This window comes from Nostoc sp. ChiQUE02 (assembly GCF_034531305.2).
Lineage (GTDB): Bacteria > Cyanobacteriota > Cyanobacteriia > Cyanobacteriales > Nostocaceae > Nostoc.
The window spans coordinates 24,238-45,395 of the sequence record NZ_JAVRBN020000013.1 but is presented as its reverse complement, the minus strand read 5'-3'; the positions used below and the strand labels follow the sequence as shown (position 1 = coordinate 45,395).

Here is a 21,158-nt window from a genome sequence, read left to right as displayed (position 1 = left end):
AATTACACTACCAAGAATTCGTTATCTCTTGTTAAAAAAGTTCCTATATTAAAATTGAGTAACTGTCACACTAATACCAGAATCAAGCTTAGGAACCTTGAGATACTCAATTGGCTCAGTACTTTGAGAATTTTGGGTATTTGTTGGCTGCTGACATTGCTTAAAGAAAGCGTCTGGGTTATTGATGAACTCCAGTGGGTTAACCTTCTGACATCCTCGCTCCTGCACTAGCGAAATTGATTCAGCAGTTTGTTTTGGATTATTACTCTGTCCGGTAAAATTATTCCATGTAGTGTTAATGGTGGCTGGTTCCGTCAATAAAACTCCAGCCTGATTGCGATCGCCTGTTGTCATAGGAACATTCTCTTGGTTAGCATAGGCGCTCTGAGGTAGAGCGAGTGCGCTAATTACAACGACTAAGATAATAGAAGAGGATTTCATAATTCAATTTCTCAACATTTAATATCACTTTAATAATTACAATTGGCTAGATAGAGAAACCAAAAAATAGCAGCTTAGCTTGGGTACTTAACATTAACACAGGTACTAAGAAGTATAGCTAAACTTCATTAAAAATATAGTGAAGTTTAGTCAGATATAGGCTAACCCACGCTTTAACCACGTCGATATTTGATACTCCCCTGTTAAGCTGCCTCCTGCTGCAACTGTGCTAACTCATATTCTGTTAAGTTAGGTGGGTCAAATAAAAGAGAAAACCGCTGTCGGGTGTGTTATCGCGTAAGCGTAAGATACCATTTCAGGTTTTCCGTATAATGGTTTCAGGTTAAATTTTGTATAATTGTTTTTTTCTTACTACTTATCTTTTAATTATTTGCGCCGACCTACTTACCCATACTAAGTAGGCCGGCGCAAAAATTTGTTATTGGGATCAGGCAGGAGCTTGGAGAGGAGAGGGTTTTAGCCTAGTTTATCTTTCTTTACATAGTTTGGTTTTATTATGTCAATTTACTTACTAGCCTTTTATATCTCATACGTGTTACCATATAGTTACACTTATAAGACAAAAGAGAATATCTTCTTGAGATAAATGTTGGAAAAGGTATTTTGCATCTATTGCAGAATACAAACAAGGTGATTGCAAATTTACGGGTTAACCTAAGGACGGGCACTGTGTTGTAATTTTCACACCTCAAGCCACATCAAAAAAATCTTTCACCAGTCTGGGCAAATTCAACGCAAGAATTAATTGTTACTAAAAGCTTTGAAGCAGTTTACGTAAATATCCATCCAGTCTTTCTAACGTCTCTTTTCACTACATAAAGCCTATCTCTGAAGTGGTTCCATTGCTTGTCGGCTGACACAATTGTTCTATTCGTTACCCTGAAGGAATTAGTTCCTCCTGTATTTTCAAAATCAGTAAACCGACAGCGAATATACTAGCTTTTTGTATGAATTTTTTGTAAAGTTCTCAAATTCAGTGTTCTTACATAATATGATATTGGTTGTTAGATTACTAATCAATACTTGCAACAGTATTCACACAAAACTAAGTTACCGAAAGTTAACCAAAAAAAATGGAAGACTGCTAAATCATGGAAAAAGTTGCGAGTTATCCTGTTTTTACTGTCAGGATAATATCAAGCAATCTAAGTTAAAATTGCAACTTGTAAAACTATTACTATTAGTTTAGTTCAGATATTGAACAACCTCAGCAAAAAGGCATTAGCTGACAATCAACGCAAATATTACCATCACGAAGTAGACTACAGTGCTACTGCCAGTAAAATACTGAGAAAAATCTACCGTAAGTAAATAGTCTTTTTTATAAAAGTTTGTATATATTATGACGATGGAATCTTTACCTAACTTTGAAGAAGTAAATATTCAGAAATACTTAGAAGTTCTTCAACGGCGTTGGCTACCTCTAGTCGGAATTTTTAGCATAGCTGTTACCCTTGGATGCTTGTATGCATTTTCTTTCCCTAGCGTTCAATCATCTTAAGTGTGGGGGGGTAAGGAAGCCAGTCTGGTTTTCCCATGTGCCAGAAAAGGGTATGCCCGTGCATTTCTATATTATGCTTTTGGCAGAAATTAGCGATCGCATCTGCTGATTCAAAGGTGAATTTACCTGGCTGTGGTTCAGTAGCGTTCCATTTTAATTCACCATTCGGTGTCACAATTGAACATTCACGAGCAATCAGGTTAGCGTAATCCTTCTCTTCTAGCAAAATATCAGTAGATATTGCTGCGCCATAACGTTTTCCTTTGGCAGCAGCTAATTGCCGAAGGGGAGTATTTATATTTGTATAATTTGCTGCAATTTCATTTGTGCTCTGGTCTTCTTTTTGCTTATCTTTTTGTAAAAACCCCATAGTCAATAAGGCAGAAAGGGTAGTGTATCCTGCTCTTGTTAAAAATTTTCTGCGATAATGCATAAATTGTACTTAATAAAAAACACATAGATTATTATATTACAGATATTACAGTATAGGTTTTGATACTTTTTGATATTTAGTAATGATTCACACAGAGTCATTGCAGCCCAAAGAACCAAAGCTACCGTTTCTCTCCCTCTTCGGTAATCTTTTCTGTAGAACGCTGCGCTTACGCAGAACAACAAGTATTTATCCATCTTCACCCAGATATACGGAGTTTTTCCAAAATAAAATTATAGTTTTATACTCTAAGTAGCAAAGATGAAAATTGATGAGTATTACATCTAGCGCAAAACTAGGTTAAACTATAACGCATGTTCGATTTAAATCAATCAACTATCAATCAAGTATAGCTTTACATATCAGTAGCAAAGATGTTACCCTAATATATAACGAGTGTTCGATATAAATAAGCTGAGTCATGCCTAAGATTGTTGATCATGAGCAATACCGTAAAGAACTGCTAGACAAGTGCTTTGATTTATTTGCCCAAAAAGGCTATGCTTCCATCACTATGCGCCAGATTGCTGAAGGATTAGGGGTTTCCACTGGTACGCTGTACCATTATTTTCCAAGCAAGCAAGTTTTGTTTGAGCAACTGGCTCAAGAGATATGTGAGCAGGATTTAAGTGCAGCATTAGTTGAACTGGAAGGAGCGCAAACGCTACAAGAGGCAATGGAAGCACTAGGAAGATACTTAGTGAAAAACGAAGATTACTTTATTAAGTGGACTTATATTTGGATAGATTTTTGTCAACATCAAGACTCTAAGGAAATGTTGAGTAATAGTGTTTTTAAGCGTACTAATCAGCGTTATCAGCAGGCTGCCTGTGATTTTTTGGGTGTTCAAGATCCGGTATTAGCTTCCTTTGTCTTGAGCTTTGTAAATGGTTTAATTCTGGAGAAGTTATGGGGTGATGAAACAATTGATTTTATAGAACAATGTTCATTGTTAGGTAAAATGCTTACGGCATATTTGCCAAAGCATACAGGATAATTTAATAGTAGAACTATCTTTAGATAAAGCTTTATAGCCGTGTTTATTAGATTCATAATTTGCAATAAACTATATACAATCAACAATAATTATTTACTTAAATACAACCACAGAACAGATAGCTCACTTTTTACACACGCAATCAAAGTTTTTGAGAGCAAAATATATGGTTGAAAAGCTGTCATTAAAAGCTGGGAATAAAAGTTTAACTGCATTAGTAATTGCAGCTACTGCTATTACAGGTGGAATTGTTGTTTATGGTATTTCTCAATTTGGGTTAGTTGGTAAAACGGAGAAATCTGAGCCAATAGAAACCACGCCCAAAATTCAAAAAGTGGCTGCCTTAGGACGACTAGAACCGGAAGCAGAGGTAATTAGTTTGTTTGCGCCCTTGGCATTGGATGGCGATCGCATTGCCAAAATTCTAGTCAAAGAAGGCGATCGCGTTCAAGTCGGACAGGTGGTAGCAATATTAGATGCTCGCGATCGCTTGCAAACTGCTGTACTACAAGCTCAACAACAAGTTAGAGTTGCCCAAGCTAAACTCGCTCAAGTGCAAGCTGGAGCCAAAGTAGGAGAAATTAACGCCCAGCAGGCAAGTGTTGAACGTCTCCAGGCCCAGTTCCAAGGAGACAAAACAGCGCAACAGGAAGTGATATTCCGCATAGAGGCACAGTGGGAAGGAGACAGAATAGCTCAAGAAGCAACCATTAAGAAGCTAGAGGCAGAACTCAAAAATGCCGAAGCCGAATATCAACGTTATCAGCAACTCTATTCTCAAGGGGCTGTTTCTAATTCTTTGTATGACACCAAAGGCTTAACTGTAGAAACTGCCAAACAGCAAGTAGACGAAGCCAAAGCAGTTCTCAACCGGATTAACACCACTGCTAGCAAACAATTAGCTGAAGCCAAAGCAGCACTTGCCCGCACTAATGCCACTGGCAGCAAACAAGTAAGTGAAGCTAAAGCCACACTCACCAGTATTGCAGAAGTCCGACCTGTAGATGTAGCCGCAGCTAAGACAGAAGTTGAAAATGCGATCGCCACACTCAAACATGCTCAAACCGAGTTGGTGGGAGCTTACATTAAAGCACCGATGGCAGGACAGATTATCAAAATTCATACGCGAGTCGGAGAAAAAATTAGTGATTCTGGGATTGCAGACTTAGCGCAAACAGACCAGATGATGGCAATAGCAGAAGTTTATCAAACCGATATCGGTAAAGTAAAACTAGGACAACAAGCAGTAATTAGCAGTCAGGCATTTCCTGGTGAACTACGAGGAACCGTTGCCCAAATTGGTTTGCAGGTGAATAGACAAAACGTTTTCAGTAACCAGCCAGGGGAAAACCTTGATAGCCGAGTAGTTGAGGTGAAAATCCGCCTTAATCCTAAAGACAGCAAGCGAGTTGCAGGTTTCACTAATTTACAGGTACAGACAGCAATTGAAATATAGAGTTGTTCGCTATCTCGTGTATTCCAGCATTACTTAATAGAGTGGATTCAATCATGCTTAAAATCATATACCTTCTGCTTTGTGCACTTGGCTTCGTTCTACCTTACTCCCAGTTTGTCCCATTTGTCTTAGAGCATGGTCTAGACATAAAGCTGTTTTTTGAACAACTTTTTGCCAACAAAATTTCTGGTTTTTTTGGCATGGATGTTATTGTTTCATCGCTAGTCTTGTGGACATTCATATTTTGGGAGGGAACACGTCTGAAAATGCAAAATCTCTGGGTTTACATTGTCTGTAATCTCTTGGTTGGTGTTTCCTTAGGCCTTCCCTTATTTCTTTTCATGCGACAGCGCCAGCTTGAACAGCAAGCTGAAACACTAATTTATTAAGGTTTTTTTTGAATATGTTTTCTAAACTATTTCGGAAAACGCCGCTAGCATGGCGGCAGTTAATGAAAGAAAAAACCCGTTTGGCTGTTGCAGTCGCAGGTATTACCTTTGCCGATATGCTGATGTTTATCCAGTTGGGATTTGAAAGTGCGCTTTTTGATGCCGCTGTGAAACCTCATCGCAATTTACAGGCAGATTTGGTTTTAATTAATCCCCAATTTCAAACTTTATTTTCGGTAAAAAGCTTTTCTAGAGAGCGACTATACCAAACATTAGGTTATGAAGGTGTTCAGTCAGTGAATTCTGTCTACATCAGCACTGGACAGTGGCGAAATCCTGAAACACGTCTTGAGCGTGCCATTTTGGTTTGGGGTGTCGATCCGGCACAATCAGCATTCAAATCGCCCGAAATTAACCAAAACCAGAATCACCTTAAACAGTTGTATCAAGTTCTGTTTGACCAAGCAGGTCGTCCAGAATACGGCGCAGTTGGCGATATCTTTAAGAAAACAGGCAAATTTGACACGGAGCTGAATAGTAAAGCCGTCTTTGTTAAGGGCTTGTTTACCGATGGTGCTTCCTTTGCTGCCGATGGTAATGTGATCGCCAGTGACTCTACCTTTCTGCAACTATTTCCCCAGCGTCAACCCGATCGCATCGAAGTTGGGTTAATCACGCTTAAACCAGATGCCGATCCAGAAAAAGTGCGATCGCAACTTGTCAATGGACTACCTAAAGATGTCAGAGTCTTGACTCCAGAAGAGTTTGCCAAAGTGGAGAGAACTTACTGGGAAGAAGGTACTGGGATTGGTTTTATTTTCGGTTTAGGTACAGTAGTCGGGTTTATTGTTGGCATCGTGATTGTCTACCAAATCCTTTACTCTGATGTTTCTGACCACTTGCCAGAATACGCCACGCTCAAAGCAATGGGATACACTGATAGCTATCTCTTGGGAGTCCTACTTCAAGAAGCATTGTTATTAGCTATCTTAGGGTTTATTCCTGGATTCATCCTTTCTTTTGGATTGTATCAAGTCACCTACGCTGCCACAATGCTTCCCATTTTTATGAAAACAGAACGGGCATTACAAGTTTGGATTTTAACCTTAATCATGTGTAGTGTTTCTGGAGCGATCGCTATACGAAAACTACGATCTGCTGACCCTGCTGATGTTTTTTAGACGCGATTAATCGCGTCTGTACAAGAAACCCGATTAATCGCGTCTTTACTAAAATTAGGAATTATCTCCCCCATTCCCAATGCCCTATAAAATCCTATGTTGCAAAAACCTTTACCAGTAACTTCCAACTCAACACTTTCTGTTTTAGAATCCGTAATTTCTATCAGTAACCTCAACCACTACTTCGGTGAAGGTGCGCTTCGCAAACAAGTATTATTCGACATTAATTTGGAGATTAACGCTGGGGAAATCGTTATCATGACAGGCCCCTCTGGATCGGGTAAAACCACCTTGTTAACTTTAATGGGTGGATTGCGTTCTGCTCAAGAAGGTAGTCTTAAAATCTTAGGAGAGGAAATTCGTGGTGCCAAAAAGCTGCAATTAACTAAGCTGCGCCGCCAGATTGGCTATATTTTCCAGGCGCATAACTTGATGACTTTTTTGACAGCAAGAGAAAATGTGCGAATGTCCTTAGAGTTGCATGACGATTTTTTGAATCAGGATATCGACGCCAAAGCGATCGCCATTTTGGAAACTGTCGGTTTAGCTGATCGTGTAAATTATTACCCGGAGAAACTATCTGGAGGGCAAAAGCAACGGGTTGCGATCGCTCGTGCTTTAGTTAGTCATCCTAAGATTGTCTTAGCAGATGAACCCACTGCTGCACTCGACAAAAAATCTGGGCGCGATGTCGTGGAAATAATGCAGAAGCTAGCTAAAGAACAAGGTTGTACAATTTTGCTAGTTACCCACGATAACCGCATCCTCGATATTGCCGATCGCATCATTTATATGGAAGATGGTCAGCTGAAGACTGATGGCACAGATACGACTACAACAGAGAAATAATATTATTTTAGGGGCGTTGCATAGTTGCGGGATGATTAGACATCTCCCCCTGCTTCCCCTGCGCCCCGTGCTTCCCCTGCTTGCCAAAGCGATGGGATATTTTTTTAGTTGGAAGTCCCTAATAGTTCGGAGATCAACAAACTACGGGCAGAAGGGTTTGCTTGCACCTCACTTGATTCAGGACGCATCAGAGTAATCGTGCAGGATAACGGCCCAATATATCGTTGCAAAGAATTACAGCAATTATGGTCAAAGTGGGAAGATATGGGTTTGTACGTCTTCTTTTTACCTAAATATTGTTCTGAGATGAACCCAATTCAATTGGAATGGCAACACCTCAAAAAAGATGAATTAGCCGCGAAAACTTTTGAGGATGAGTACCACCATTGCTTATGCTGTCATTGATGGAGTTAAAACAAGAGGAGAAAAGGGAAACTACAGTACGCAACGTGTAAGATTTAACTCTCATTCTTCTGCTTAATTCTTTATTACATACTTGTAATTTTTTTTCACAGACTTACTTATAAGACAATACGGTTCAGTTAAGGACTAATTGTACAAAATTGTGGGTTTTCGAGACGCGATAAATCGCCGTCTCTACAAGTGTTTTGGTTTTATCTTAACTGTATTGACTTATAAGAGATTCCCGACCCTATACCCCACAAAAAATAATAAATTGCTTTCAAGTCTTATCAAACAGAGATTTTGGTTATTGAGTACATTATTAATACATATTAATAGATTGCAATATTGGGGATGAGATATTAATAGATGCAGTATTGGTCGAAAGTTAACTTAAAAACCAAAAGCAATCAATAAATTATCCTTTAAACACGGAGTAAATCCTACCGTTAAATATTTAATGCAGATAATACACTTTCTAATTCTTCTACTCACACGTTCTGATAATGCAGCTTAGAGGCGGGGACAAAAATCCAATTATGAACAAAACCTTTGCAACCATCGATGGGAATGAGGCTGTCGCCCGTGTTGCTTACAAATTAAATGAAGTAATTGCTATTTATCCCATCACCCCCTCTTCAGCAATGGGTGAATGGGCAGATGCTTGGTCAGCAGAAGGTCGTCCCAACCTCTGGGGTACTGTTCCCAGCGTCGTGCAGATGCAAAGCGAAGGAGGAGCAGCTGGTGCTGTGCATGGAGCATTACAAACAGGTTCCCTGAGTACCACCTTCACGGCATCTCAGGGATTATTGTTGATGATACCCAACTTCTACAAAATTGCTGGTGAGTTGACTAGCGCTGTGGTTCACGTTGCCGCCCGTTCCTTGGCTACCCACGCTTTATCAATTTTTGGTGACCATAGCGATGTGATGGCAGCTCGTGCGACTGGTTTTGCCCTGCTGTGTTCCGCTTCGGTGCAGGAAAGTCAAGATTTTGCTCTCATCGCCCATGCTGCTACGCTGGAGGCGCGAGTCTCATTTATGCATTTCTTTGACGGCTTCCGCACCTCTCATGAAGTGCAGAAAGTCAAATTGCTCTCAGATGATGATTTACGATCGCTTATCCACGATAACCTAATACTCGCCCATCGTAGCCGTGCCCTCACCCCAGATCGTCCAGTATTGCGTGGTACTGCCCAAAACCCCGATGTCTACTTCCAAGGACGTGAAGGCGCTAACCCTTACTACAACGCGTGTCCAGATATTGTCCAGCGGATCATGGATGAATTTGGAGAACGCACGGGAAGGCATTACAAAATCTATGAATATTACGGTGCTAACGATGCCGATCGCGTTATTGTTCTTATGGGTTCAGGTTGTGAAACCGTCCATGAAACAGTAGATTACCTTAACGCCCGTGGTGAAAAACTTGGTGTAGTCAAAGTGCGACTTTACCGCCCCTTTGATGTCCAAAGGTTTGTTTCAGTATTACCAACTAGTGTACAAGCGATCACTGTTCTCGACCGCACTAAAGAAGCAGGTAGCGCCGGGGAACCTTTGTATTTGGATGTCGTGGCTGCTATCCATGAGGCGTGGGGAGATAAGAAAGCAGGGGGAGCAGGGGGAGCAGGGGAGGCAGGGGGAGAAAATACTCTCTCATACCCTAAAATTATTGGTGGTCGCTACGGTCTTTCTTCTAAAGAATTTACGCCGGCGATGGTGAAGGGCATCTTTGATAATCTTGCCCAAGCTAAACCAAAAAATCACTTTACGATTGGGATTAATGACGACGTTAGTCATACTTCACTCAGCTTTGACCCTAATTTCTCCACAGAATCGGATAACGTTGTTCGGGCAATGTTCTATGGGTTGGGCGCTGATGGTACAGTTGGCGCTAACAAAAACTCCATCAAGATTATTGGTGAAGAAACCGACAATTACGCCCAAGGCTACTTTGTCTATGACTCCAAGAAATCTGGGTCGATGACTGTCTCTCACCTACGCTTTGGCAAAGAGCCAATTCGCTCCACCTACCTAATTGACCAAGCCAACTTTATTGGTTGTCATCACTGGGGATTTCTGGAACGCATAGATATTTTGAAGGCTGCTATTCCTGGAGCGACTTTGCTGCTTAACAGCCCATACAATGCAGATACCGTTTGGGAATATCTGCCGCTGAAGGTGCAACAGCAAATTATCGACAAGCATTTGAAGTTATATGTAATCAATGCTAGCCAGGTTGCCCGCGAAAGTGGCATGGGTGGCAGAATTAACACCATTATGCAGGTATGCTTCTTTGCCTTGGCGGGTGTCTTGCCGCAGGAAGAAGCGATCGCTAAAATCAAACAAGCGATTGACAAGACTTATGGTAAAAAAGGTGCAGAAGTTGTCCGCATGAACTTGCAAGCTGTAGACAACACCTTAGAAAATTTACATCACGTCAAATTAATAGACGCGATGAATCGAGACGCGATGAATCGCGTCTCTACTCCTGACTCTTGTACAGACGCGATTCATCGCGTCTCTCCTCTTAACTCCGCTCCCGAATTTGTGCGAGAAGTTCTGGGGAAAATCATGGTGTGGGAAGGTGATGATTTACCTGTTAGTACACTACCTGTTGATGGCACTTTTCCCGTAGGTACTGCCAAGTGGGAAAAACGTAACGTTGCCGAAGAGATACCTGTGTGGGAGCCAGATGTCTGCGTTCAATGTGGTAAGTGTGTCATGGTTTGTCCCCACAGTGCCATCCGTGCAAAGGCTTATCAACCAGATGAGTTAGTTAATGCACCAGAAACCTTCAAGTCAACTGGTGCAAAAGATAAAGACTTTGCCAATCAAAAATTTACCATTCAAGTTGCCCCAGAAGATTGCACGGGATGCACTATTTGTGTAAATATTTGCCCTGCTAAAGATAAATCTGAGCCATTGCGGAAAGCGATTAACATGGCGCAGCAGTTGCCATTGCAGGAACAAGAGCGAAAAAACTGGGATTTCTTTTTGAGTTTACCTAATCCTGACAGGCGATCGCTAAAATTAAACCAGATTCGCCAACAACAACTGCAAGAACCTTTATTTGAATTCTCTGGTGCTTGTGCAGGTTGTGGTGAAACACCTTACTTAAAATTATTAACACAATTGTTTGGCGATCGCGCCGTCATCGCCAATGCTACAGGTTGCTCCTCAATTTATGGTGGTAACCTCCCCACAACTCCTTGGACAAAAAACGCCCAAGGACGTGGCCCAGCGTGGTCTAATAATCTATTTGAAGATAACGCTGAATTCGGTTTTGGCTTCCGTCTCTCTCTCGACAAACAAGCCGAGTTTGCGGCGGAATTGTTGCAACAATTGGGGAGCGAAATAGATGAAAACCTTGTTTCTTCCATCCTCAAAGCTGAACAAAAATCTGAGGCTGACATTTGGGAACAGCGCGAAAGGATAGAACTGTTGCAGCAGAGGTTAGATGAAATTGTAACTTTCGACCCCAATCTCAAATCCAAAATCCAAAATCTCAAATCTCTTACAGATTACTTGGTGAGAAAAAGCGTCTGGATTGTTGGCGGTGACGGTTGGGCTTATGATATTGACTTTGGTGGTATCGATCATGTGATTGCTAGCGGTCGCAATGTCAACATCTTGGTGATGGATACAGAAGTGTATTCTAATACAGGCGGTCAATCTTCCAAAGCTACGCCACGAGCAGCAGTTGCTAAATATGCCGCCAGTGGTAAGCCTGCACCAAAGAAAGATTTAGGAATGATTGCCATGACCTACGGAAATGTCTACGTAGCGAGTGTAGCTCTTGGTGCTAGAGATGAACATACCCTCAAAGCATTTCTGGAAGCAGAAGCTTATGATGGCCCATCAATAATTATTGCTTACAGTCATTGCATCGCCCACGGCATCAACATGACCACAGGGATGAATCATCAAAAAACTCTGGTAGAATCAGGTCGTTGGTTGCTGTATCGGCATAATCCAGAGTTGCTTAACCAGGGTAAAAATCCATTGCAATTGGATATGCGATCGCCTACGCAATCTGTAGAACATTCAATGTATCAAGAGAATCGCTTCAAGATGCTGACTAAGAGCAAACCAGACGTAGCCAAGCACTTGTTAGAACAAGCGCAAGCTGAAGTAGATGCACGTTGGCAGATGTACCAATATCTGGCAAAACGCGATATTCTCTGAACATTAGCCTTAATTTTAGTTATAAAAATTGCGACTTTAGTAACTCAAGTCGCAATTTTCGTTATCAAATAACCATTTTGATTAGTAAAATCGTTATTTTCGTTACAAACAATAGAATTTTCGTTACAAAATTACCATTTTGGTTAGTAAAATCGTTATTTTCATTACTAACGCTGTGGTTTAAGTTGTATTGAACCCAAATTTTAGTCAATAAACGCGCAAATCTTGGATTTCATTCCTCAACACAATGTGTAAAAGGAGTGCGATGTCTACGACGGGTTGTGACGCTCGAACCCAAGAGCGTGTTGCAGACAAAACTTACTAATGCTTCTCTACGAAATGCTGCGTGTAGCTTGCTTCCCCGTAAAGGTAGGCTATCGGTGACACAAAAATTTTATATAGCACTTCCTAAAATTCACTCTAACTTTACCAGAATGACACCCAGCCTCTTGACAATGCTTAAATATTTATAAGAGTATTTAAGTGATTTAACGGTTATAAAAGTAATTTTTGTTTACAAAGTCAGAATGGTTGACTAGCTGACACCAAAAGACCGCTATCAATACAATTTTTAATTGTAAGCTTGTAATTCGTGATTAAATTTTCTAATTACGAATTACGAATTACAAATTATTCAGTTACCGCTATCGGTCAGATGTGGCAGCAGAGAGGCATCAAAGATAGTAAGCGGGGAAATATTAATAGATGTGCAGCTTAATTTTAGAAGAGAGCAGGTGCAAATGTCTAAAATTTTTACGCAAGCGTAATCACAAATTACAAATTACGCCTTGCGGTACTAGTCTAATGACTAACAACAAATAGCTTATAAAAACTAACACTGGAAAAATAATGGCAAATTCAACTTTTAACCTTTCGGATCTCAATGGTACTAACGGCTTTGCCATCAACGGCATCAATGCAGTTGACTTCTCAGGCTTCTCTGTCAGCAGTGCGGGAGACATCAACGGCGACGGCATCGACGACCTGATTATCGGGGCATTTCGTGCCGACCCTAACGGCGACAGTTCAGGGCAGAGCTACGTGGTGTTTGGCAGCAAGGGGGGTTTTAGTGCCCAACTCAACCTCTCCACCCTCAACGGCACGTCAGGCTTTGCCATCAACGGCATCAATGCAAATGACCAATCAGGCAGGTCTGTCAGCAGTGCGGGAGATATCAACGGTGACGGCATCGACGACCTAATTATCGGGGCATTTCGTGCCGACCCTAACGGCGACAGTTCAGGGCAGAGCTACGTGGTGTTTGGCAGCAAGGGGGGTTTTAGTGCCCAACTCAACCTCTCCACCCTCAACGGCACGTCGGGTTTTGCCATCAACGGCATCAATGCAAATGACAATTCAGGCTTCTCTGTCAGCAGTGCGGGAGACATCAACGGCGACGGCATCGACGACTTGATTATCGGGGCACCCTTTGCCGACCCCAACGGCAAGTATTCTGGGCAGAGCTACGTGGTGTTTGGCAGCAAGGGGGGTTTTAGTGCCCAATTCAACCTCTCCACCCTCAACGGCACGTCGGGCTTTGCCATCAACGGCATCAATCCAGGCGACGCTTCAGGCTACTCTGTTAGCAGTGCGGGAGACATCAACGGCGACGGCATCGACGACCTGATTATTGGGGCACCCTTTGCCGACCCCAACAGTGAGATATCAGGGCAGAGCTACGTGGTGTTTGGCAACAAGGGGGATTTTAGCGCCCAATTCAACCTTTCCACCCTCAACGGCACGTCGGGTTTTGCCATCAACGGCATCAATGAAGGTGACTTCTCAGGCTACTCTGTTAGCAGTGCGGGAGACATTAACGGCGACGGCATCGACGACCTGATTATCGGGGCAAACGATGCCGACCCCAACGGTGAGAACTCAGGGCAGAGCTACGTGGTGTTTGGCAGCAAGGGGGGTTTTAGTGCCCAATTTAACCTCTCCACCCTCAATGGCACTAATGGCTTTGCCATCAACGGCATCAATGGAATGGACTACTCAGGTATTTCTGTCAGCAGTGCGGGAGACATCAATGGTGACGGCATCGACGACCTGATTATCGGGGCATTTGCTGCCGACCCCAACAGCATCCCATCAGGGCAGGCCTACGTGGTGTTTGGTAGCAAGGAGGGTTTTGGTGCCAGCTTTGACCTCTCCACCCTCAATGGCACTAATGGCTTTGCCATCAACAGCATCAATCCACGTGACGCCTTAGGTATTTCTGTCAGCAGTGCAGGAGACATTAATGGCGACGGCATCGACGACCTGATTATCGGGGCAAGTAATGCCGACCCCAACGGCAACTATTCTGGGCAGAGCTACGTGTTGTTTGGCGGAAAAAATATCGGCGTCACCCCTATCCTAACGGGCACGCCTAGTGCAGATACTCTCATCGGCACAATTAGCAACAATATCATCGACGGCAAAGCTGGTAATGATACCCTCACAGGCAACGGTGGTCAAGATAAGTTTGTAATTCGGCGAGGTGATGGCAATGACATCATCACCGATTTTGCTGGCGTAGGTAAAAGCACAAATCCATCGGCGGCTGTGATTGCCAATGTTGACACGTTGCAATTTACAGGAGCGGGATTAACTGCCAGAAATCTGCAATTAACTCAAAATGGTAACAACTTGGAAGTCACCTTTGAAAATGTGGCTAATACCAAAGTTACTCTGCAAAACTTCAAATTAGAAAACCTAGATAATTTACCTGCATCGGGTAGCAGACCAGCTATCGGCAATATCCTATTTGATAAACAGACCAGCATCGCTGACAGTTTTGATGTCTTCGATGCCAATTCCACTCAAACTAGCCTGTTTAGCAAGAACACCGTGACATTCCTCAATGACCTCTCCAATAACATTACGGGTTTTGACAAATCAAATGATGTAATTAATGGTCAAGGGGGTAATGACAAAATCGATGGCAAGAGTGGCAACGATTATCTACGTGGTGGTACTGGGAATGATACCCTTATCGGTGGTACAGGTAATGATACTCTCGTTGGCGGTGCTGGCAATGACGTACTTACAGGCGGCGCGGGTGCTGACAGATTTCTTTACAATACCAATGCTCCCTTTGCCCTGACTGCTGTTGGTGTAGATACCATTAGTGATTTTAAACCCTCTCAAGGTGACAAGATAATCTTAGATAAGACTACCTTTAATGCGATCGCTTCTGCTGCGGGAACAGGTTTTAGTAACGCCAATGATTTTAAAATCACAACTTCTGCCAGTACTAGCACGGCAAAAATTGTGTATGATGCTGTGAGTGGGCAGTTGTTCTACAACCAAAATGGCAGCGTGGCTGGTTTTGGCAGTGGTAGTTTATTTGCGACTCTAACTGGTGCGCCAACTCTCACGGCATCTGATTTTGTCTTGCAAGCGTAGTTTGCCCAAAACACCAAACTACTAGCTCAGAACATGGAACTTTGAATTTCGATTTGTACCACTCTAGCAACCCCCCTTCATTGGCTGTTCCAAATAAAAAGTTGTCTATTTCATTGTGTAGACCGTTCGCTATTAACAGCCAATGGTCATTCTGAATCTAAAAAGAAAAGAATACAGAGTAACTAAATTCATTTAGAGTACTCCAAGTAAAAAAATGCTCAATTGTCATTGCGAGCGAAGCGAAGCAATCGCAAGGGCTGGGATTGCTTCGCTTCGCTCGCAATGACGGGTTTTGGATCATTTATTTTTTGGAACACTCTTATAGTTACTGAGCTTGTCGTTGGCGCAGCCTCTCGTAGAGAAGTATGGGGATTGTAATACGTGACTTTTGAATTCCCCGTTTGCGTAGCGTCCCGCACAAAAGGGGCTGACTTCTTCTGAAAGTGTTTAAATTTTTAGTTGGAGAAACAAAAGGACGAACTTATGGCAAATTCGGTTTTCAACCTTTCCACCCTCAATGGCACTAACGGCTTTGCCATCAACGGCATCAATCCAGGTGACTTCTCAGGCATCTCTGTCAGCAGTGCGGGAGACATCAACGGCGACGGCATCGACGACCTAATTATCGGGGCAGAGGGTGCCAACTTCAACGGCGAGCTTTCAGGACAGAGCTACGTGGTGTTTGGCAGGAAGGTTGGTTTTGATTCCCAATTCAACCTGTCCAACCTCAACGGCACTAACGGCTTTGCCATCAACGGCATCAATTCAGATGATAGTTCAGGCAACCCTGTCAGTAATGCGGGAGACATCAACGGCGACGGCATCGACGACCTAATTATTGGGGCATTCCGTGCCGATCCCAACGTCAACTACTCAGGGCAGAGCTACGTAGTGTTTGGCAGCAAGGGCGGTTTTGTTGCCAGCTTTGACCTGTCCACCCTCAACGGCACTAACGGCTTTGCCATCAACGGCATCAATGCGTATGATAGATCGGGCTATTCTGTCAGCAATGCGGGAGACATCAACGGCGACGGCATCGACGACCTGATTATCGGGGCACGAAGTGCCAACTCCTCTAACGGCGGCGGCTCAGGGCAGAGCTACGTGGTCTTTGGCGGCAAGGGGGGTTTTGATGCCCAATTCAACCTCTCCACCCTCAACGGCGTTAATGGCTTTACCATCAACGGCATCAATGGATATGACCAATTAGGCTACTCTACCAGCAGTGCAGGAGATATTAATGGCGACGGTCTTGACGACATAATTATTGGGGCACCCTATGCCGACCCCAACGGCAGCCAATCAGGACAGAGCTATGTGGTGTTTGGCAGTAAAGGAGGTTTTGATGCCCAATTCAACCTTTCCACCCTCAACGGCAATAACGGCTTTGCTATCAACGGTATCAATCCAGTTGATAAATCAGGCGTCTCTGTCAGCAGTGCGGGAGACATTAACGGTGACGGCATCGACGACCTAATTATTGGGGCAAGGCTTGCCGACCCCAACGGTGACAGTTCAGGGCAGAGCTACGTGGTGTTTGGCAGCAAGGAGGGTTTTGATGCCCAACTTAATCTCTCCACCCTCAACGGCACTAACGGCTTTGCCATCAACGGCATCAATCCAGTTGACACTTCAGGTAACTCTGTCAGCAGTGCAGGAGACATCAACGGCGACGGCATCGACGATCTGATTATCGGGGCAAGGCTTGCCAACCCCAATGGCAACGCCTCAGGGCAGAGCTACGTGGTGTTTGGCAGCAAGGGGGGTTTTGATGCTCAACTTAATCTTTCCACCCTCAACGGCACTAACGGCTTTGCCATCAACGGCATTAATGAAGGTGACACTTCAGGTAACTCTGTCAGCGGTGCGGGAGATATCAACGGCGACGGTCTTGATGACATAATTATTGGGGCAGGTGGTGCCAACCCCAACGGTGACAGTTCAGGGCAAAGCTACGTGCTGTTTGGCAACCGCGCCCCCGGACTCGACCTCAACGGCAATTCTTCAGGAATTGATTTTAGCACCACCTTTAGCGGCACTCCCGTCTCCATCGTCAAAAGCAACTTCACCCTGAGTGACAATAACACTACCCTAGCTGGTGCGACCATCACCATTACCAATCTCTTGAATGGCGCAGCCGAAAGTCTCAATGCCACTGCTATTGGTAACATAACTGCTACTTACAATGCCACCACAGGCACTCTTACCCTCAGTGGCACGGATACCATTGCCAATTACCAAAAAGTCCTTAATAGCCTTACCTATAACAATACTGCTGCCACTGTTAACACTAGCGATCGCATTATTGAGTTTGTCGTCAATGACGGACAGGCTCACACTAACACCAGTGCGGTGGCAAAAACCACCTTGGGTTTTAACCTGAAATTCACGGGTACGCCTGGCACAGATACTCTCAAAGGCACAATTGCCAACAACATCATCGATGGCAAAGCTGGTAATGACACGCTCACAGGCAACGGTGGTCAAGATAAGTTTGTGATTCGCCGAGGTGATGGCAATGACATCATCACTGATTTTGGTGGCGTAGGTAAAGGCGCAAACCTATCAGCAGCAGTGATTGGTAAGGTGGACACGTTGCAATTTACGGGTAATGGCTTAACTGCCAGAAATCTGCAATTGTCTCAAAATGGCAACAACTTAGAAGTCACCTTTGAAAATGTGGCTAACACCAAAGTCACTCTGCAAAACTTCAAATTAGAAAACCTGGATAATTTACCTGCATCGGCTAGCAGAACAGCGATCGGTAATATTCTGTTTGATAATCAGACCAGTATCGCTGACAGTTTTGATGTCTTCGATGCCAATTCTACTCAAACTAGTTTGTTTAACAAGAATACCGTAACGTTCCTCAATGACCTTTCTAATAACATCACGGGTTTTGACAACTCAAATGATGTAGTTAATGCTCAGGGGGGTAACGATACCATTAACGGTAAGAGTGGCAACGACTTGCTACGGGGTGGCGCTGGTCATGATACTCTCATTGGCGGTGCAGGCAATGATATTCTTGTTGGTGGTGCGGGTGCTGACAGATTCCTTTACAATACCAATGCTCTCTTTGCCCTGACTGCTGTTGGTGTAGATGTCATTAGTGATTTTAAACACTCTCAAGGTGACAAGATAATTTTAGATAAGACTACCTTTAATGCGATCGCTTCTGCTCCGGGAACAGGTTTTAGTAACGCCAATGATTTTAAAATCACAACTTCTGCCAGTACTAGCACGGCGAAAATTGTGTATGACGCTGTGAGTGGACAGTTGTTCTACAACCAAAATGGCAGTGCGGCTGGTTTTGGCAGTGGTGGTTTATTTGCGACTCTAACTGATACGCCAACTCTGACTGCATCTGATTTTGTCTTGCAAGCATAGTTTGCCCAAACATGGTGTTCCAAGCTTGAAACATGAAACTTCAAGCTTGGAACACCGAACTGAATCCTTTACTAACAGCTCTGGGCTACTTAGATAGACGAGTCATTTCAAATAATTGCTGGGCATTACTTCCTAAAAAAGCATCGAAAACTACCTGCTTTCCAGATTCCACTTCTACTAGATAGCGCTGGGCAATTTCATAATAAGCGTAAGTCCAAGGGATCTGAATTTCTGCACCACTGTTATCATCTAAGACTGTCACCATTTCCGTTACTGCTTGAGTTGCAGTTTGCCGCAAACCACAAGCAATATTTCCCTCTATCTCTGCTTTCATTGGTACACCTAAGTTAGCTAAAGCACTGGCAGTAGTATCAATGTCTGGATATTCTGGAGTATTCTGGCTGTTGACGTAGCCTGTAAAGTGGTTGACAGCATATCCGTGCAGCAACACCCAAGCCCCATACTGAGTAACCTGATTCACCTCTTCGACAACAGAACGCTGGGGAGGTAGCCAAGGGCGGGTGAAGGCTTGCTGGAGTTGTTTGGCGATGGTTTCAATGTTCCCATCTTTTTGTAGAAGAGTAAGGGGTGAGGTCAGTTTGTCTGGGATTGAAGATACTGTTTTAGAGATGAGTTGGGCAATATTAGCAGGCAATTCATCGACAATCAACTCGCTGATAAACAGCTTGGGTAAGTTAAATTCCTCTTGCTGCGGATGACGATAATGACGGGCGTACAGATGGGTTTGAGCAAAAGTATACTCTCCAGCCGCCACGTAACCCAAGGCTTCTGCAAGTTGCCCAAGGTAGTCAATTCCCAAGTTAACTTGGCCCTGTGGACTATCTACTAATAAACGCAAAGACCGAAAGGCAATGTGGTCGTTGGCGACAGTTCCACCCGCAGCAGTAATCATTTGCTGGTAGGTACGGGCATGATTTACCCTGGCGCTGTATTCTTGCCAAAGTAATTTCCATAAATGAATGGCTATTTTGGGTTTCATATAGATTAGTTATTTGTTATTAGAGACGCGATTAATCGCGTCTGTACAAGAGTCAAGAGAGACGCGATTAATCGCGTCTGTACAAGAGTCAAGTCTCCCTCATCTTTTAAGAACTTAAAATCTCGCTGATAATCTGAAGGGCGATTTGAATTTGGTCGCTGTCAATAACTAAAGGTGGACAGAAACGAATTGCTGCTTTACCGCAACCTAGCAATAATAAACCGCGTAAAAAAGCTTCTTGGATAATGCGATCGCGTAATTTATGATCGAGATTACCCTGCTCATCCAATAAGTCCACCGCTACCATCAAACCCTTACCTCGTGGCGGTGAGACTTTGGGAAATCTTTGATGCAACTTGGTAAGACTAGCTTGTAATAATTCTCCCATCTGGGTAGCGTTGGTCATCAAACCACTTTCTAGCAGTCGCAGAGTGGCAATACCAGCAGCACAAGCTACGGGATTACCACCAAATGTGGTGGCGTGAGAACCAGGAGGCCAAGTCATTAACTCAGGTCTGGCAAGTATCGCTCCTAAGGGCATACCACTAGCAATACCTTTAGCAGTGGTAATGATATCAGGCATCACACGCCAATGCTCGATCGCAAATAGGCGACCAGTCCGCCCCATTCCCGCTTGCACTTCATCCACTACCATCAGAATACCGTGGCGATCGCAAATCTCCCGAATCCGCTCCAAGAAACCATCTTCGGGGACGATATACCCACCCTCTCCTTGAATCGGCTCAACTACGATCACCGCTACTTCTTGCGGTGGTAAAATTGTCCCAAATAAATGTTTTTCCAAGTAATCTAAGCTAGCGTGAGTACCGTAGGGGATATGAGTCACCCCAGGAACTAAAGGCCCAAAATTAGCTCGCTGCACTGCTTTGGAACCGGTGAGAGACATTGCTCCATAGGTGCGCCCGTGAAATGCGCCTAAGAATGCCACGATTAGCGATCGCTTGGTGTAATATCGAGCTAATTTGATTGCTCCTTCGTTGGATTCTGCCCCAGAATTGGTGAAAAATACTTTTGCAGGGAACCCAGTATTACTCTGCGGCTGGGGAAAAGGGGCGCGAGTCGCCAATTGTTCCGCTAGTTCCACCATTGGCTCATAATAAAAATCCGTCCCTGACATGTGCAGCAGTTGCCCCGACTGTTCTTGAATTGCCTTGACCACTTCCGGGTGGGCGTGTCCGGTGGCGGTAACAGCAATACCTGCGGTCATATCCAGAAATACATTGCCATCCACATCTTCTACCATACAGCCCTGGCCGCGAGATACAACTAACGGGTAATCGCGGGTATAAGAAGGGGAAGTTACGGCGCGATCGCGTTGTACAATTGCTTGAGCGCGAGGTCCAGGTAAGGAAGTTACTAGATGGGGTGTACGAGGTAAATTTAGTTTAATAGGAATACTTAACATAATTTTGTTCAATTTTTTAAAGATTACTGATGATTAAACGCTAAAGGTTGATTGCTTACAGTAGCAATTGATTCCATTAGTGTAGGAATTACGCA

Annotated in this window: 12 protein-coding genes and 1 pseudogene; 9 read left to right on the top strand and 4 right to left on the bottom strand. The window is 43.6% G+C overall.

All coding sequences use genetic code 11. The annotated features are described in order from the left end of the window. Positions 1-48: 48 nt before the first annotated feature. Both RM347_RS15665 and RM347_RS15660 read right to left on the bottom strand, forming a co-directional pair. Entirely contained in the window at positions 49-441 is a 393-nt protein-coding gene (locus RM347_RS15665; RefSeq protein WP_322719422.1) for a hypothetical protein, read from the bottom strand. A gap of 1,502 nt (positions 442-1,943) precedes the next feature. Beyond that, on the bottom strand, positions 1,944-2,396 hold the full coding sequence (locus tag RM347_RS15660; RefSeq protein WP_428850562.1) for an endo-1,4-beta-xylanase: 453 nt from the start codon (positions 2,394-2,396) through the stop codon (positions 1,944-1,946). A gap of 421 nt (positions 2,397-2,817) precedes the next feature. On the opposite strand from RM347_RS15660, the gene RM347_RS15655 reads away from it, so the two are divergent. From RM347_RS15655 to RM347_RS15615, 9 genes and pseudogenes are all read left to right on the top strand, one after another. Beyond that, on the top strand, positions 2,818-3,393 hold the full coding sequence (locus tag RM347_RS15655; RefSeq protein ID WP_322719424.1) for a TetR/AcrR family transcriptional regulator: 576 nt from the start codon (positions 2,818-2,820) through the stop codon (positions 3,391-3,393). 166 nt (positions 3,394-3,559) lie between these two features. Then, a complete protein-coding gene (locus RM347_RS15650; protein ID WP_322719425.1) occupies positions 3,560-4,849 on the top strand; it encodes an ABC exporter membrane fusion protein in 1,290 nt (429 codons plus the stop codon). A 53-nt stretch (positions 4,850-4,902) separates the two neighbouring features. Then, positions 4,903-5,238, top strand: a complete 336-nt coding sequence (locus RM347_RS15645; protein WP_322719426.1) for a DUF2834 domain-containing protein — start codon at positions 4,903-4,905, stop codon at positions 5,236-5,238. Positions 5,239-5,252: 14 nt separating this feature from the next. Next, a complete protein-coding gene (gene devC / locus RM347_RS15640; RefSeq protein ID WP_322719427.1) occupies positions 5,253-6,419 on the top strand; it encodes an ABC transporter permease DevC in 1,167 nt (388 codons plus the stop codon). A gap of 96 nt (positions 6,420-6,515) precedes the next feature. Continuing rightward, positions 6,516-7,268: a DevA family ABC transporter ATP-binding protein gene (locus RM347_RS15635; RefSeq protein WP_322719428.1), complete on the top strand. Its 753-nt coding sequence runs from the start codon at positions 6,516-6,518 to the stop codon at positions 7,266-7,268. Positions 7,269-7,445: 177 nt separating this feature from the next. Beyond that, positions 7,446-7,673, top strand: a pseudogene (locus tag RM347_RS15630) (transposase); the annotation flags it as partial. Between the two features lie 536 nt (positions 7,674-8,209). Further along, a complete protein-coding gene (nifJ, locus tag RM347_RS15625; RefSeq protein WP_322719429.1) occupies positions 8,210-11,857 on the top strand; it encodes a pyruvate:ferredoxin (flavodoxin) oxidoreductase in 3,648 nt (1,215 codons plus the stop codon). Between the two features lie 849 nt (positions 11,858-12,706). Continuing rightward, positions 12,707-15,247, top strand: a complete 2,541-nt coding sequence (locus RM347_RS15620) for a beta strand repeat-containing protein (RefSeq protein WP_322719430.1) — start codon at positions 12,707-12,709, stop codon at positions 15,245-15,247. A gap of 483 nt (positions 15,248-15,730) precedes the next feature. Then, complete coding sequence (locus RM347_RS15615; RefSeq protein WP_322719431.1) at positions 15,731-18,637, top strand: beta strand repeat-containing protein; 2,907 nt, start codon at positions 15,731-15,733, stop codon at positions 18,635-18,637. A gap of 85 nt (positions 18,638-18,722) precedes the next feature. Here the strand turns inward: RM347_RS15615 and RM347_RS15610 are convergent, their stop codons facing one another. Further along, on the bottom strand, positions 18,723-19,637 hold the full coding sequence (locus RM347_RS15610; protein ID WP_322719432.1) for a DUF1338 domain-containing protein: 915 nt from the start codon (positions 19,635-19,637) through the stop codon (positions 18,723-18,725). 106 nt (positions 19,638-19,743) lie between these two features. Next, positions 19,744-21,063 carry an acetyl ornithine aminotransferase family protein gene (locus RM347_RS15605; RefSeq protein ID WP_322719433.1) on the bottom strand — a complete coding sequence of 440 codons (1,320 nt, stop codon included), beginning with the start codon at positions 21,061-21,063 and terminating at the stop codon, positions 19,744-19,746. Between the last annotated feature and the right edge of the window lie 95 nt (positions 21,064-21,158).